The sequence below is a fragment of the Nocardia grenadensis genome, from assembly GCF_050942415.1.
Taxonomy (GTDB): domain Bacteria; phylum Actinomycetota; class Actinomycetes; order Mycobacteriales; family Mycobacteriaceae; genus Nocardia; species Nocardia grenadensis.
In genome coordinates, this window is the sequence record NZ_CP192054.1 from 1502019 (window position 1) to 1517167 (window position 15149).

Below are 15149 nucleotides of genomic sequence, written 5' to 3' on the forward strand. Positions count from 1 at the left end.
CCGGCTAGCGTCGCCGTAGCTGATCGTGCGGCACCATCACGGTGGTGCGCTCGTCCAGCGGCTCCATCGGCTCCAGCTTCGGCCGGGTGCTCAACCTGTCCGACAGTTTCTGTCTGCTCACCTGCACCAGCTTGCGCGTCACCGGGCTCCCCGCTACCGCGCGGGCACTCGCGCTGATCTGCTCATAGCGTGCCCGCCCGGCCTTACTGCCCAGCACATAACCGGCAGCGATACCGATGATCAACCGCAACATTGTGGGTGGAGCTCCTCCCAGTAGTCCGTGCCGACCCATCCTGCCCGACCGCACCGACGCCTGTCGATCCGGTCCCCACGGCCGGTCGGACCCTTTTTCGGCCGCCCACCCCGGCTCGACCCCGCGATTTGGGCGCGCACCCACCCATACGCTAGAGTTTCCTCTCGGTCAGCCCGGTACGGGCGAGGCCGCCGAGCAATCCCCTATAGCTCAATTGGCAGAGCAGCCGACTGTTAATCGGCAGGTTACTGGTTCGAGTCCAGTTGGGGGAGCAGAAACCGCAGGTCAGGCCGAATACCCGCGCCGGTGTGGAAGATCCGGGACCCGATGCGTTCGTCAGCCCTGGCCGACCGATCCAGGCCGATTACCAGCTGGTCTGCGTACCGAACAGAACTGGGTGGGTGGACCCGGGTGGAGCCCATTGCGGGCCGATTTCGGGCGTCTAGGCTGTCGCCGCCCACCGTGCCCTCAGAGTGGGCCGACGCCGGAATACTCGGCCGTTCGAAGAATCACAAGGGCAAGATCGTGTGCTACACAGCCGACGCCCACCTGGGACTTACTGCCCTGGCTGAGCGTGCCAAGCGGGTCGGGGCCGGCGATACCGACCATCGGCGACCCGATCAGGGGCCACCGGCACCGGCGGTAAACCGTTTCGGCCGTCTGGGTACCGATTCACCGAAATAACTCCGGGCTCGTCGGCGACTGCACCTGTCAAAGGCCCGCTCATGGATCTGGTGCTGTGCCCGATCAACGCACCCCTTCGGCTCGGCACCGTTGTTGACCAGCAACTGTTCGGTCGATCACCGAAAGTAGCGCCGTCCGGGCGGTTGGATGGGATTGTATGGACACACGCACGTTTCGACCTCCGGTACCGGCACTGTCGGGAATTCTGCTCGGCATCGGAATCCGGCACATCGACCGCCGCGTGTGGTCGTCGTGCGACCGGAGTAGGGCCTCGGCGACGGATGTTCATCCTCGAGGGTGAACATCCGTCGAGCGCGGACGGTTCGCGAGCTGCGGCCCGTTCGGCAGTGCCGAAGCATTCGCACGTGGGCCGCCGAGCGGGAACCCGGATCGGCAGCGGCCACGACCACCACGTGGCCCCACCCAATAGCCGGCGGACACTCACGGAACGCGATCGGTATCCGTTTTCGCGGCCGGGTGGCGGTTGTGCCAGATCCGGCGTGAGGCGTGCAGGGAGTCGCGCCTCAGAGCGGGGGAAGTCTTCCATATCCGCCGGATCCGGTCGCCGGTGTCGAACTTCGGCCGCCGGGATCGCCGGTCTCGGCGAATGCGGTGAAAGCGCCGCGCATTGCGGCCGACAGGGGTGCGAAATCCGGTGGGACCTGGGAGCCGATGAGGCGCGGCCGAGAGGGCTGGGGGGTGTGTCGAAGGTGAAGGGCACGTCGAGGCCGTGGCAGGCGCGCAGCGCGCCGTCGCGGGCGGGATTCCGCCAAGCGAATACGTAGAGATTCTCCGCCGGTGTCCGCATTCACCTCGAGCGGGACCACATCGCCGCGCACCCAGGTGTCGTAGACGTCGTAGCGCTCAGCGCTCGGGGACCACGAGGTGGATCTGCTGTGCGGGATCGGCCTGGCCGGTGAGATCTACAGGGCCGCAGCGATTTCTGGGGCGAGCATCACCGTGTGTCGGTGACCGTCACCGCGTGCCTGTTCGAGTGGGCATTCGCCCGGCGCCGAGTCCAATCGTCCGGACGGTTCACGCGGTCGCGCTGCCGAGCCACCCGGTATCGACATCGCCCGGCGGCTCCGCGCAGGCCGCGGCGGCGGCCTGCAGGATCAGGGCGGCGGCGGCCGCGCCCGGGTCGAGCACGCCGCGCGCCACCTCGCCGACGTAGCTGGCCCGGCCGCGTTTGGCCACCAGCGATACGGTTCCGGACGCGCCGCGCACCGCGGCGTCGGCGGTGGCGGTGAGTGCCGCGGCCGGATCGCCCTCGGCGGTGCGGGCGGCGAGGGTTTCGGCGGCCGGTGCGAGCGCGTCCACCATGGTCTTGTGCCCGACTTCGGCTTTCCCGTATCGCTGCACGGTGGCCACCCCGGCGGTCAGGCCCTGGGATAACTCCGCCAGCGTGGGTTCGGAACCAGTTGCGCAGCGGGCGAGTTCGCGGAAGAACATGCCGAACAGTGGACCGCTGGTGCCGCCGGTGCCCAGGAAGCCGCGGGATACCGCGGTCAGCCAGTCCGCGTAGGAGTCGGGGGCGGTGGTGTCGATGTTCTCGCGGGCGCGGCGCAGGGCGGCGGCGATATTGGCGCCGAAATCGCCGTCACCGGCCCGGCGGTCTAGATCGGCGAGCGCCTCGGTGCGGTCGAGGAAGGCGTCGAACATGGTGTGCACCCAACGCTGACCGAATCCCGCGGGTAGTGCTTCGTTGTTCATGAGCAGAGCTCCTTCACCAGGTCAGGGCCGGGGTGCGCACGGGCGCGTCCCAGAGCGGAAGCAGATCGGCGTCGGCGGGCAGCAGGGTGAGGGAGACCCCGACCATATCGAGCGAGGTGACATAGCTACCGGCCAGCGAGCGGGCGACGGTGATACCGCGTCCGGTGAGTTGCCGGTGTACCGCGCGCGCCGCGATGGACAGCTCGACGGGGTAGGTGCCGCCGAGACCATTGACGATGGCGATCACCGCGGATCCGCGCGCCAGGTCGAGTTCGGCGACCAGCGGGTCGACCAGTAGCGATACCAGCGAATCGGCGTCGGCGAACGGCACCCGGCCGGTGCCGCGTTCACCGTGGATGCCGACACCCAGTTCGACCTCGCCGGGTTCGAGGGTGAACGCCGGAGCCGTTTCGCCGGGGTGTGTACCGGCGGCGAGCGCGAAGCTCAGTGTCCGGGCATTGCGGGCGACGCGGCGGCCGACCTCGGCGACCGTGTGCAGGTCGGCACCGGCCTCCGCGCTCGCGCCGCAGAGTTTCTCGACCGCGAGCACGGCCGCGGTGCCGCGGCGGCCGGGGCCGTCGTCGTCCGCGCTCTGGGTGGCCAGGTCGTCGTCGACGAGCACGGTTTCGGTCGCGACGGCGTTGTCGTCACCGGCGAGTTCACCGGCGATCCGGAAGTTGAGGACGTCGCCGGTGTAGTTCTTCACGATCTGCACGACGCCCCGTCCGGAATCGGCGGCCACGGTGCCCTCGTGCACCTGCAGTGCCGTGGGGCTGGCGAATACCGCGCCGGGTACGGCCACGTCGAGCATGCCGTATCCGACGAAGCCGGCATGGAGGGGTTCGTGGCCGGATCCACCGCCGGAGACGAGGCCGACCTTGTCATGTGCCGGGGCGGCCCGGGTGACGATGCCGCGAGTGCGGTCGTAGGCGACGAGTGTCGGATTGGTGAGTGCCAGCCCCTCGAGTGCCTCCTCGGGCGCGGTCTCCGGCTGGTTGAGGATCTGTCGGCGCACGAGCCCGTTCTCCTTCGATCGACTGTTCGCCGATGCTAGTCGAGCTCGAACTGCACGATCCGTACGTCTCGGATGTACACAGCGGGGCCGAGGGCACGCCGTATCGGTCGAAACGGTTGCCAACGCTGCTGTGATGGCCGACCGACGGTGTGTTGATACCGCGGTAACAAGTTCAGCGGGTCGGCGGGAACAACGGCGGGGGAGTGCCGATGGGGATGATCCGCGTACCGGACCAGGGGCACCGGGTGCGGTGGTCGCGTGGGTGATCGGCTATCCGGTCCTCGTCGACCGATACCAGCGTCCCCGGGCACAGGCCCGGGCAGCCGATCGCGGTGACGGGCCCGACGAGGTTCCTGCGGAGGGAGATTCGCAGGTAGCGAAGATTTATCCAGGGCCCGCGCCCACATTCGCATATCGGCCTGTCGACGACTTCGATTCCTACCCAGGGGCATTCGCCCGGCACGTTGCGCCAGTGGTCCGCGACCCGGCCGTTCTCGAGCCGGGTGCCGTGGAGGCAGTACAACTTCTCCGGGCAGTAGTAGAGCCCGGAGGAGGATTTCGGTACGAGCATTCCGGTGTGGACCCAGGGCGCTATGCGGCATCCGCACACCGGTTCGTCCTGCTGTGGCATATCGGTCTTTCTGTGCTGATTATCAGGAGTCGGTGGCGTCCGGGTACTGCCGGACCCGGGGCGGCGTAGTCGCGCCGGGGGATAGCCCGGCCGGGAGATCGTCGGATCCGAGAGGGATCGGCGGGCGTTCGTCGGGTAGCTCACGCAGTCCGGCGGCGACCCGTTCCAAGAGTTCGAGGTCTGTGCGCCGAGTGACCTGCCACAGCCGCAGGGTTGCGGACATGGCTCGATTGGTGGTCCGGATGGGCAGCGGCGGGCGCTGTTCGGGCATGGTCTGACCTCGCAGGTTCGATGAATGGACAGCGGCGTCTATCTCGGGCCGGGAGAGCGGAGCATGGGCAGAACGAACTGTTTACCCGTGGTAAACCCGACGGGCGCGCAAAGCCTGCTGGGTTAAGGGGGTATAAACGCAACGATACGGCTGCTACGGGTTTGCCGTCAAGCGCCTCTAAACTCCACGCTGTGGATGGAGCCGGCGAGTTCGACGAGGTCCGTGGCGAACCGGACCCGGTGCGCCGTGGTCAGCGGGCCACCGAACTGATCATGCGCTACCAGCAGCGGGCCACCGAACTGGCGAGACTCCGCAGAGAGGCGATCGAAGAAGCGCATCGGACCGGTCTCAGTTTCACCGAGATCGCTGAGCTGCTCGGGGTGACGAAAGGCCGGATCAGCCAGATCAGGACCAGCGCTCCGCCGGCCGAACGCGCGTTCTTCGGTGTCGGCCCGGTAGCGGTCGGGATTCCCCGGCCGGCCGACAACGAGGCCGATCGCGACCATGTGCACTTCGACGTGAGTTACCAGGCGACCCGACAGCGGGTGGAAGTCGACCTGGCCCGCCTGTCGATGGCGTCCACGCACTTCGAGATCGAGCCCGGTACCGAGGACGTTCCGGCCGGTGACGCCGTGGTGATCTGCGAACCCGAAGCGGCTCCGGTGGCACGGCGTCTGCTCGCCGCCGACAAGGCCCTGGGTTTCGAGAACATCGACGGCACCTGGTATCTCGTCGACAAAGCGTCCGGATGCCGGTACGGCTCTCCGTTCCGTGCCGACAGCGCGAACCGGATCGATATCGGCTACCTCGCGCGGCAGGTGGCCGACGGCCGGGTCATCGTCCATATCGCCGGTGTGACGGGTGTCGGATCGCTGGGCATCGCGCATTGGCTGAGCGGCCATGTATCCGAGATCTACGAGCGATCGGCCCGATTCACCAGCGCGGTGATCGAATGCGATTTCGATGCCGACCTTTCCATCACCGGGAGCCGGATCGTCGCGGGGCCGTTCACCTCCCGGGAATGAGCCGATGGAGATCCCGGACCGAGCGGATCGAGGGTGGTCACGCCCGGGCCGCCGTGGCCGGATCGGGGAGGTGGAATACCCGCCGGGCGGTGCCCGCGAGGAAATCGGCGCGTAGTTCCTCGTCCCAGCCCAGGGCAGCCAGGTCGCGTAGTGCCCGGGCCGGGTCGATCATCGGCCAGTTCGTACCGAACATGACGCGGCGGCGGCCCAGTGTCCGGGCGTAGTCGAGGAACGCCGCGGGTAGCCGGTCGAGCGCGTACGCGGAGGTGTCGACGTAGAAGTTCGGGAATTTGACCGAGAGCGTGACGACTTCGTCCAGCCACGGGAATCCCACATGGCCACCCACCACCACCAGATCGGGGAAATCGAGCAGGACCCGTTCCAGGTACGGGATGGGCCGGCCGGTTTCCGAGGTCTTCAACGGTCCGGTGTGCCCGATCTGGGTGCACAGCGGTACGCCCGCCTCGACGCACGCGGTGTAGACGGGGTAGTAGAGCCGATGGTCCGGCGGTAGCTCCCACAGCCAGGGCACGACCCGGACGCCCACGAAGACGTCGCCGGCCAGTTCGCGGACGGTCCGGGCGGCACGTACGGGATCGCGGAGGTCGACGCCGAGCAGGCCGCGGAATCTGGTGGGTGCGTGCTCGACGGCGGCCCGTACCTCGTCATTGGTGATCAGTGGGCCACCGGGCCCGTACCAGGCCGAGAGCAGCGCGAGATCCACTCCGGCGGCGTCCATCCGCGCGAGGGTCCGGTCGATACCGGGGGCCATATCCGCGGCGTCCTTACCGGTCCAGCGCAGCAGGGTGGCCAGCCAGGGCTCGCGGGCCATCCGCGGACCCACCTGCTGGGCCCAGACGTCGATCGCGCCCATGGGCGGCTCCTTCCGGGGTCGTATACTTCACTATCAAAGTATTGAGAGGTGGGCAGGATGGCAAGGGACCCGTACCGATTGATCGGCCGGATCCAGCAGGTTGCGCATTCCCTGCGCAAGAAGTCCGATCACCTGCTCATCGACAGTGCCGGGGTGACCACGGCCCAGGCCGGCATCCTTTCCGTCATCGCCGACGATCCGGGCTGCTCCCAGCGTGATATCGCCCGGCGGCTGCGTCTCGGCGAATCCGCCCTGGTCACCGCGATGGGTCGCCTGCGCGGGGCCGGCCTGGTCGAGCGGCGGGTGAGCGATCAGGATCCCCGGGCGGCCGCCCTGTTCCTCACCGCTCAGGGGCGGGAGACGATCGGTCGGGCCCAGGAGACCTACGGGGTCCTCAACGGCCTCGTTCTCGAGGCTCTCGGCGTCGACGGCCGGGCACGGCTCGCCGAGCTGCTGGACGCGCTCGATTCGGCCGTCGCGTCGTTTCCGGACCGGCCGGACGAAACGGGTCCGCCCGGCCGGAAGTGAGGGCGCCGGTCATACCGGGGCCGGAGCCGGACGGGTGCGCCGGGAGCGGGCGAAGAGGAAGGTGGCGAGGGCAGCGGGAATGTTCATCAGGAAGCCGTACACCGCGCCGGGAACCGCCATGGTTTCGTTGCCCAGCACGGTCACCGCGATGGTGATGGCCAGGGCCGCGTTGTGCACGCCGATCTCCATACCCGCGGCGATCGCGTCCGCCCGCTCCACCCCGAACGCGCGCGGTACCGCGTAGCCGATGATCAGGCTGCACACGCACAGCAACAGGGCGATGGCGCCCAGCTGCCCGACATGCTCGGTGAAGGCGTCGAACTCGGAGACCAGTGCCGCCACGACCACCAGTGCCAGTACCACCGTGGCGGCGACCTTGACTGCGGTGTGCATCCGCAGGGCCCAGGCAGCGAAGAGGCGCCGCACCGTCATGCCGAGCACCACCGGGACCAGAACCAGGACGAAGACCTGGAGGAATTTGCCGGGTTGCAGGCCGATACCCGTGCCGTCGTCCAGGAACACCGAGTAGGACAGCCCCACCACGATCGGCAGCGTGAAGACGGCGAGTACGGAGTTGACCGCCGTCAGCGTGATGTTCAGCGCCACATTGCCGCCCGCGATATGGCTGAACAGATTCGCCGACGTCCCGCCGGGTGAGGCGGCCAGTAGCATCATCCCGACCGCCAGCGCGCCGTCGAGGCCGAACAGCCGCACCAGGCCGAAGCAGAGAGCGGGCAGCACGATCAGCTGACAGCTCAATGCGATCAGTGCCGCCTTGGGAAAACGCGCCACCCGGGCGAAGTCGTCTACGGTGAGGGTCAGGCCCAGGCCGAACATGACGATACCCAGTGCCAGCGGCAGGGCGATCGCGAAAAGCATTGACCCCATGCGTCATCCTTCCGACGGCCGAGTGTGGCCCGGGGCCCCGGGTCCCGTCAAGCGGGGCTCGGGGGGCCCGTCGTTCGATGGTTCACCGGTGGCCGCCGCGACCGCGACCTCACAGGCGAGCAGCGTGTCGACGACGAGGCGGCGCTGCGTGGGAGCCGGCGGCGCCAGGTCCGTGCGCCTCGATGCCCGCATCGCGGCGGCCGGGGCGGGGACGCGCCCGCGTCACCCGAGGAGAATCGGCGGTGACGGTGGGAACTTCACCGGCAGCGCGGTGAGCGATCGGTGGAAGGGACCCGGTCGCCAGGAAGGTCCCTCCGGTGCGTCCAGCTCCAGTTCGGGAAGCGCGTCGAGCAGCAGGTCGATGGCGTCCTGGGCGACCAGATAGGCCGGGGTCTGCGCGGGGCAGGTCCGCTGGCCCAGGCCCCAGGAGAGATGGGAGCGGTTGCCACGGTGGTCGTCGGCGCGGATGGAGGGGTCGTGGTTGCAGGCGGCGATGCTGATGACGACGGGTTGGTGGGCCGGAAGCCAGACGTCGTCGATCAGGATCGGCTGACGTGGGTAGGTGATGAGGAAGTTTGCCATGGGCGGGTTGTCGAACAGGGCTTCGTCGAGGGCGTCGCGGGTGGAGAGGCTGCCGCCGAGCACATTCCCGCCGAAACGCTCCTCGGTGAGGATGAGCAGCAGCGCATTCGCCACGAGGTTCTGCTGCAATTCGATTACCGCGCCGTACAGACCCGCCAGCTGATGGACCATCTCGTCCTCGTCCAATTCGGCGGGGTGCTGAAGCAGGCGCGAGGTGACATCGTCCCCGGGCTCGGCGCGTTTGAGCGCGACCAGGTCCGCCAGTGCGGAATTGATCATCTGGTTGCCGGCCCCGGCATCGATACCCTCGAACATGGCGGCCATACCCGCGGCGACCCGCTGCCCGATCTCGGTGGGGCAACCGAGCAGGGTGTTGCAGACCCCGAAGGCCAGCGGGAAGGTGTACTGCATCAGCAGATCTGCCCGGCCGGTCTCGCAGAAGGAGTTGATCAGTGGGGTCGCGATCTGGTCCACTGCCGCACGGAGTCCGTGCAGATCCACCTGGGCGAGCGCGGACAGATTCGCCGACCGGTAACGCTGCTGGTCGATTCCGGTGCTACGGGCCGGGACGGGCCGCCATTCCATGATCGGCAGTACAGGGCAGTCGGTGGGCATGCTCTGCTGCCAGGTCCGGGGGTCGGCGGGGAAGTGTTCGTGATCGTTGAGGATGCGGACGGCGGTCCGATGTTCGATGACCAGAGTCGCCGGCACATCGGGTGCGAGGTCCACGGGCACCATCGAACGGTGTTCGCGGCGCATCTGCCCGAACACCCGGTGCGGGTCCTCGGCGAATTCGGCCGAGTAGAGCGGGATGCGCGGTCCGCCGTCGGCGAAGGGTGAACCGTGGGCGGCGCGGGGCGGGATGTGGGTGTCGGGCGGTGGCGTGCTCAAGGGTGACTCCAGACTGGTCGCGATATGCCGGGACCTTCCGAGCCGTCGGCTCGTCATCTCGGCACGATGTAGCACCCTACTGGAGGTCAACATGAAATACTCTGCAGCACATTGTGTTTGATAACAGTGCTCGTGGGGTAACGTGCGGTGCGGAAGCCAGGCGCGGGGTGCCGCGGTCCGGACGTACGGCCGTCGGAGGCCCCCGAGAACTCTACGGTCGTTGCGCGTGATCTGCCAGGCGAGTCCGCCGGGCACCCGGTCTGTGCACTGCCGCCCCGGCTGCTGCCGATCTCCTCGCCGGGTGGCCGGTATGCGCTCCGCAGGATCACGACCTTCGGTGCGCACCGCAGGGCCGTCGGAACCATTGCGGTGCGAGGCCACCGGGGCAGACAATGAGACCGGCTCGGTACGCGAATGAGCTGGCGAAACGACGACAGAGGGCGGCCGCGAAGTATCCGGAGGGCGCGACCCGCCGTGAGTGGTTCCAGGTTCCGATCGATCCGAGGAGCAGACGATGACGCAGTTCGCGCCCGACCTCAAGAGCAAGCACAGAGCGATGTGGGCCTCCGGTGACTACCCCCGGGTGGCCGCCGATGTGATTCCCGGACTCGGCCGCAGGCTGGTCGCCGCCTGTGGTATCGGCCCCGGGCAGCGGGTACTGGATATCGCCGCCGGTGCCGGGAACGCGGCGATACCGGCGGCCGAGGCGGGTGCCGAGGTCGTCGCCAGTGACCTCACTCCGGAACTCTTCGAGGCCGGCCGCCAGAAGGCCGCCGCCGCGGGGGTCGAGCTCACTTGGGAACAGGCCGACGCCGAAGACCTGCCCTACGACGCCGGTGCCTTCGATGCCGTGCTCTCCTGCGTCGGGGTGATGTTCGCGCCGTCCCATCGGAGCGCCGCCGACGAGCTGGTTCGGGTGACCCGGACGGCCGGGACGATCGGCCTGATCAACTGGACGCCGGAAGGGTTCATCGGCCGGCTGTTCGCCGTCATGAAGCCGTACGCCCCCGCCCCGCCGCCTGGTGCGCAGCCGCCGCCCCTATGGGGCGACGAAGCACATGTCACCGAACTGCTCGGGGGCCGGGTGACCGATCTGGAGCTGCGCCGGGAGCACGCGGTGGTCGACTGCTTTGCCGACGGCGCCGCCTTCCGGGACTTCTTCAAGGCCAACTACGGACCCCTGGTCACCGTGTACAGGGCCCTCGCCGACGAGCCGGACCGGGGCGCGCGCCTGGATCGGGAACTGGCCGAGCTCGGCGCCGCGCACGATCTGGGCAACGGCCGGATGGAATGGGAGTATCTGCTGGTGACCGCGCGTCGCGACTGACCATGCGCCGGCCGGGCCCGGAACGGGACTCTCCGGGCTCGGTCGCGGGTTGTACGCGGAGCAGGAAAAGCGGAGGACTGAGGAGGAAGCGTGACCGAAACGCGCAAGGCGATCCTGGCCGGTGGGTGCTTCTGGGGTATGCAGGAGCTGATCCGTAAGCAGCCGGGGGTCGTATCGACGCGCGTCGGCTACACCGGCGGGCGCAACGATCACCCCACGTACCGCAACCATCCTGGTCATGCCGAGGCCGTGGAGATCGTCTACGACCCGGCGCAGACCGACTACCGGGCGCTACTGGAGTTCTTCTTCCAGATCCACGATCCGACCACCAGGGATCGCCAGGGCAACGATATCGGCAGCAGCTACCGCTCGGAGATCTTCTACGTCGACGAGGAGCAGAAGCGGGAGGCGCTGGCCACCATCGTCGATGTCGAGGATTCGGGACTGTGGCCGGGCAAAGTCGTCACCGAGGTGTCGCCCGCCCCGGAGTTCTGGGAGGCCGAACCCGAACACCAGGACTATCTGCAGCACTTCCCGAACGGCTACACCTGCCACTTCCCGCGGCCCGGTTGGAAGCTGCCGCGGCGGCAGACCACCGCCCGGTAGGCGCCGATACCGGAGCGGCCGGGGCCGGTGCCCCGCGCCGCTTCGGTTCGCCGCCCGACCGCGGTGATGAGTAGTGTCGGGCGGGTGAGTGGTTGGGCGCGCCGTAGGTTCCAGAGAATAGGACGATTCGATCGCGCGGTGGGCGGCGCGGTGGCGGAACTGCCCGCCTCCCGGCTGGACGCGGGATTGCTGCGCTTGACCGGCAGCGCCGACCACAGTGTCCTGTGGATGGCCTGCGCGGGGCTGCTCGCGGTGCGCCCGGGGGCCACCCGGCGGGCGGCGATGCGCGGGGTGGTCTCCGTGGCCGGGGCCAGCTTCGTGGCCAATGTCGTGCTCAAGCCGGTGTTCGCGCGCCGCCGTCCGGCGGCGGAACTGATGCCGCGGTACCGGCGGCTCGCCCCGGCCCCGTCCTCGTCGTCGTTCCCGTCCGGGCACAGTGCCAGCGCCGCCGCCTTCGCGACGGCGGTCGCCATGGAGAGCCCGCGCACCGCGCTGGCCGTGGCTCCGCTGGCCGCGGCGGTCGCCTACTCCCGGGTCCACACGGGAGTGCACTGGGGTTCGGATGTCCTGGTCGGCGCCGCGGTGGGGTCCGGGTTAGCGCTGGCCACCCGGCGCTGGTGGCCGGTACGCGAATCCGACGAGGCACGGGCCCGGCTGGTTCGCGAGGCGCCGGTACTCGCCGAGGGCAAAGGGCTGGTCGTCATGGTGAACCCGGTGTCCGGTGACGCCAACTACGACCCCACCGACGATATCGCCGCCGCGCTGCCCGCGGCGGTCGTGCTGCGCACCCGGCCGGATGTGGACTGTGCCGAACTCCTCGAGCAAGCCATTGCCGAGCAGTCGGAGCCGGTCGCGGCCCTCGGGGTGGCCGGTGGTGACGGGACCGTCGCCGCGGTGGCCGCGGTCGCCCTGCGCCGCGAGCTGCCGCTGGTGGTGATCCCGACCGGTACGCTCAACCACTTCGCCCGCGACCTCGGCGTCTACGATCTGCTCGAAGTCGTGGACGCGACCGGTGTCGGGGAAGCCGTCGCGGTCGATATAGCCGGTGTCCAGTACGGTGACGCGACCCAGATGGGAACCCGGCACCTGATCAACACCTTCAGCCTCGGCTCCTACCCGGATCTGGTCCGGTTGCGCGAGAAATGGCAGCCGCGGTGGGGTAAGTGGCCCGCGTTCGCGGCAGCGCTCGTGGTCACCCTGCGCCGGGCCGAACCGATCGAGATCTACCTCGACGACCACTGGCAGCGGGTGTGGTTCCTCTTCGTCGGCAACGGGCCCTACCATCCGCACGGCGCTGTACCGGCGTTCCGGGACCGGCTCGATTCCGGACTGCTCGATGTGCGCTGGTTGCGCGCCGATGTGCGCTGGTCCCGCACCCGCGCGGTGGTGTCGCTGCTGTTGGCCGCCATCGGGCACAGCCGGGTCTACGGGGAACGGCAATTATCGGAGCTGTTCGTGTACCTGCCCCGGTCGGAATCGCTCGCGGCCGACGGCGAGGTGTTCGGCACTGCGACCCATCTGCGTTTCTCGGTGGCGGGCCAGCTCACGGTGTACCGGCGCGACGAATCGAACCCGCTGTGGGCCAACCGCAGTCGCCCGCATCATCGCCGGGCTCCGTGGCTGCCCGACGTGTTCCGTTTTCGCTGAGCGGTCCGGCACCGCGCGATCTCGGGCGCCTACTGGTATCGCTCGGCATTCGGCGGTTGCCCGAGCCGGGTCCCCGATCCGTTCGGGTGAGTGCCGCGCGGTACGAGGTCATCCGGAAGCGGATGTGCCGGCGTCGTCGTCCGCCTGTGCGAGGGGTCGTTCCGGCAGCCGCCGGGTGCCGAACAGCGCGAGGACGGCCAGCAGCGCCGTGGCCGCGAACGCGGTGTGCAGCGCGTCCAGGCGGGCCGCGGTATTGACCGAGACGACCGCATCGGTGGTGGGTCCGTCCACACCCGCGTCGGTCAGTGCGTCGCGCAGTTGGGTGTCGGACAGGAACGGGACGCCATCGGCCAGCTCGGTGGTGGCCTGCTGCCGGACGGCGGCCGGTACCGTGGGATTGTTCTCGATCTGCTCGGTGACCGACGGGGTCAGGGTGGCGATCAGGATGGAACCGATCAGCGCGGTGCCAAGCGACGCGCCGAGGTAGGTGGCGGTGTTCTGCAGTCCGCCCACCTCGGCACTGCGCGATTCGGGTACCGCGGAGACGGTCACCGCGCCCAGTTGCGACGCCAGCGCGCCCAGACCCGCGCCCATCAGCAGCATCGGGATCGCGACCACACGCGCGTCGGCCCCGGGGTCCATACCGCCCGCCAGCAGCAGTATCCCGATGGTCATGGACAGCACGCCCAGGCGGACCACGCGCCGCGCACCCGCGCGGGGCGCGAATTTCGGGATGCCGACGGCGGTCGCGATCAAGGCGACCGACAGCGGCAGTAAGCGGGCGCCGGTCCCGAGCGCGCTGAGCTGGAGTACTACCGAGAGGAACAGCGGGACGGTGAAGAACACCCCGGCCTGCACCGCGAACTGAGCGAAGAACATCCACAGGCCGCCGGTGAGCTGTCGGTTACCCAGCAGTTCCGGGTCGAAGAGCGGTTCGCGTCCGGTGCGTACACAGACCGCCAGGCGTTCGCGGAGCAGGTACAGGACGAGCAGTCCACCAAGTAGCAGCCAGATCACCGGGGACAGGCCGAACACGGCCGGCGCGCCGGGCCGCTCCTGTACCCAGCCCCATTCGCTCGAACGGAGTACGCCGTACACGATCATGGCCAGGCCGACCACCGACAGCGCCGAACCGAGGTAGTCGAGGCGCGCCTGCTCCCCGGAGGTGTCGTTCATCTTGCGTAAAAGCAACAGGATCAGAACGACCACGACCACTTCGCCGAAGAAGACGTAGCGCCAGGAGGTGTAGGTCGTCACCGCGCCGCCCAGCAACGGGCCCACCGCGATCGCCGCGGCAGCCGCGGCGGCCACGAGGCCGTAGGCCGCGGTCCGGCGTTCGGCGGGGATGTTGGCGGCCACCAGGGCCACGATCGCGGGCATGATCAGTGCCGCGCCGATCCCTTCGAGCAGCGACCAGCCCACCAGCAGGATGGCCAGATTCGGTGCGAGACCGGTGACGAACGACCCCAGACCGTACACGACCAGACCGATCCCGAAGACACGCCGGCGGCCGACTATCGCGCCGACCTTCCCGCCGGTGATCATCAGCGACGCCATCACCAGCGTGTACAGGGTTATGGCGGTCTGGATGCCGGTGATGGTCGTCCCGAGGTCCTGCGCCACGGTCGCCATGGATACGTTCATCACCGAACTGTCGAGCGCCATGAGGAACTGGCCCGCGCACAACACGGCCAGCACGAGTCCGGATCCGGACCGTGGCGGCGGGACCGCGGGTTGGCCTGGGCTCACCGGGATGCCGGGGCGGCCGCTACTGCGACGAGTTGAAGTCGATCATCCAGGGGATGGAGAACTTGTCGGTGAGCATGCCGAACAGTTCCGTCCACTCCGTCTCGGCGAGATGCATATCCACCGACCCGCCCTCGCTCAGCGCGCCGAACACCCGCTCCGCTTCGGCACGGTCGCCGACCTCGAGGCATACGGTGAAGTTCGGCCGCTGCGGAACCTCGACGGTCTGCCCGGGCGGGCAGTCCGAGCCCATCAGTATCTGGCCGGTCCCGGCCAGTGGCAGTGCCGTATGCGCGACCAGGCTTTTTGCCTCGTCCGGCAGATTCGCGCCCTCGCCCATATCGCCGAACCGGATCAGCTGGAGTTCGCCACCGAACACCGACTGGTAGAAGGTGAACGCCTCCTCGGCATTGCCGTTGAACATGAGATACGCGTTGACGGATTTCACGGGTCTCCTCCTCTGGTGAT

At 68.8% G+C, this 15149-nt stretch carries 13 protein-coding genes, 1 tRNA gene and 1 pseudogene; 6 read left to right on the plus strand and 9 right to left on the minus strand.

The window, feature by feature from the left end; genetic code table 11:
* Positions 1–4: 4 nt before the first annotated feature.
* Positions 5–253 (minus strand): hypothetical protein, encoded by a 249-nt coding sequence (locus ACQPYS_RS06700; RefSeq protein ID WP_063037811.1) that lies wholly within the window; start codon positions 251–253, stop codon positions 5–7.
* A 199-nt stretch (positions 254–452) separates the two neighbouring features.
* On the opposite strand from ACQPYS_RS06700, the gene ACQPYS_RS06705 reads away from it, so the two are divergent.
* Positions 453–525, plus strand: a tRNA-Asn gene (locus ACQPYS_RS06705).
* A 1447-nt stretch (positions 526–1972) separates the two neighbouring features.
* On the opposite strand, the pseudogene dhaL reads toward ACQPYS_RS06705, so the two are convergent.
* From dhaL to ACQPYS_RS06720, 3 genes and pseudogenes are all read right to left on the minus strand, one after another.
* A pseudogene (gene dhaL / locus ACQPYS_RS06710) lies at positions 1973–3665 on the minus strand (dihydroxyacetone kinase subunit DhaL).
* 172 nt (positions 3666–3837) lie between these two features.
* A complete protein-coding gene (locus tag ACQPYS_RS06715) occupies positions 3838–4296 on the minus strand; it encodes a hypothetical protein (RefSeq protein ID WP_433491999.1) in 459 nt (152 codons plus the stop codon).
* A gap of 22 nt (positions 4297–4318) precedes the next feature.
* Positions 4319–4567, minus strand: coding sequence for a hypothetical protein (locus tag ACQPYS_RS06720; RefSeq protein ID WP_431938710.1), 249 nt, complete (start codon positions 4565–4567; stop codon positions 4319–4321).
* 191 nt (positions 4568–4758) lie between these two features.
* On the opposite strand from ACQPYS_RS06720, the gene ACQPYS_RS06725 reads away from it, so the two are divergent.
* Complete coding sequence (locus ACQPYS_RS06725) at positions 4759–5592, plus strand: sigma-70 family RNA polymerase sigma factor (protein ID WP_433492000.1); 834 nt, start codon at positions 4759–4761, stop codon at positions 5590–5592.
* A gap of 37 nt (positions 5593–5629) precedes the next feature.
* On the opposite strand, the gene ACQPYS_RS06730 is transcribed toward ACQPYS_RS06725, so the two are convergent.
* On the minus strand, positions 5630–6466 hold the full coding sequence (locus tag ACQPYS_RS06730; RefSeq protein WP_433492001.1) for an amidohydrolase family protein: 837 nt from the start codon (positions 6464–6466) through the stop codon (positions 5630–5632).
* 57 nt (positions 6467–6523) lie between these two features.
* Here ACQPYS_RS06730 and ACQPYS_RS06735 point away from each other — a divergent pair, with 57 nt between their 5' ends.
* A complete protein-coding gene (locus ACQPYS_RS06735) occupies positions 6524–6994 on the plus strand; it encodes a MarR family winged helix-turn-helix transcriptional regulator (RefSeq protein WP_433492002.1) in 471 nt (156 codons plus the stop codon).
* A 9-nt stretch (positions 6995–7003) separates the two neighbouring features.
* Here ACQPYS_RS06735 and ACQPYS_RS06740 read toward each other — a convergent pair whose 3' ends face one another.
* Both ACQPYS_RS06740 and ACQPYS_RS06745 read right to left on the minus strand, forming a co-directional pair.
* A complete protein-coding gene (locus tag ACQPYS_RS06740) occupies positions 7004–7882 on the minus strand; it encodes a bile acid:sodium symporter family protein (RefSeq protein WP_433492003.1) in 879 nt (292 codons plus the stop codon).
* Between the two features lie 222 nt (positions 7883–8104).
* Positions 8105–9355, minus strand: a complete 1251-nt coding sequence (locus ACQPYS_RS06745; protein ID WP_433492004.1) for a cytochrome P450 — start codon at positions 9353–9355, stop codon at positions 8105–8107.
* Positions 9356–9869: 514 nt separating this feature from the next.
* On the opposite strand from ACQPYS_RS06745, the gene ACQPYS_RS06750 reads away from it, so the two are divergent.
* The 3 genes from ACQPYS_RS06750 (at position 9870) to ACQPYS_RS06760 (ending at position 12935) form a co-directional block, all read left to right on the plus strand.
* Complete coding sequence (locus ACQPYS_RS06750; protein WP_433492005.1) at positions 9870–10682, plus strand: class I SAM-dependent methyltransferase; 813 nt, start codon at positions 9870–9872, stop codon at positions 10680–10682.
* 138 nt (positions 10683–10820) lie between these two features.
* Positions 10821–11288, plus strand: a complete 468-nt coding sequence (gene msrA, locus ACQPYS_RS06755) for a peptide-methionine (S)-S-oxide reductase MsrA (protein ID WP_373861431.1) — start codon at positions 10821–10823, stop codon at positions 11286–11288.
* Positions 11289–11426: 138 nt separating this feature from the next.
* Positions 11427–12935, plus strand: a complete 1509-nt coding sequence (locus ACQPYS_RS06760; RefSeq protein WP_433492006.1) for a bifunctional phosphatase PAP2/diacylglycerol kinase family protein — start codon at positions 11427–11429, stop codon at positions 12933–12935.
* Positions 12936–13043: 108 nt separating this feature from the next.
* On the opposite strand, the gene ACQPYS_RS06765 is transcribed toward ACQPYS_RS06760, so the two are convergent.
* Together ACQPYS_RS06765 and ACQPYS_RS06770 are read right to left on the minus strand one after the other, a co-directional pair.
* Positions 13044–14684, minus strand: a complete 1641-nt coding sequence (locus tag ACQPYS_RS06765) for an MFS transporter (RefSeq protein WP_433492007.1) — start codon at positions 14682–14684, stop codon at positions 13044–13046.
* Between the two features lie 19 nt (positions 14685–14703).
* Positions 14704–15129 (minus strand): VOC family protein, encoded by a 426-nt coding sequence (locus tag ACQPYS_RS06770; protein ID WP_063037781.1) that lies wholly within the window; start codon positions 15127–15129, stop codon positions 14704–14706.
* Between the last annotated feature and the right edge of the window lie 20 nt (positions 15130–15149).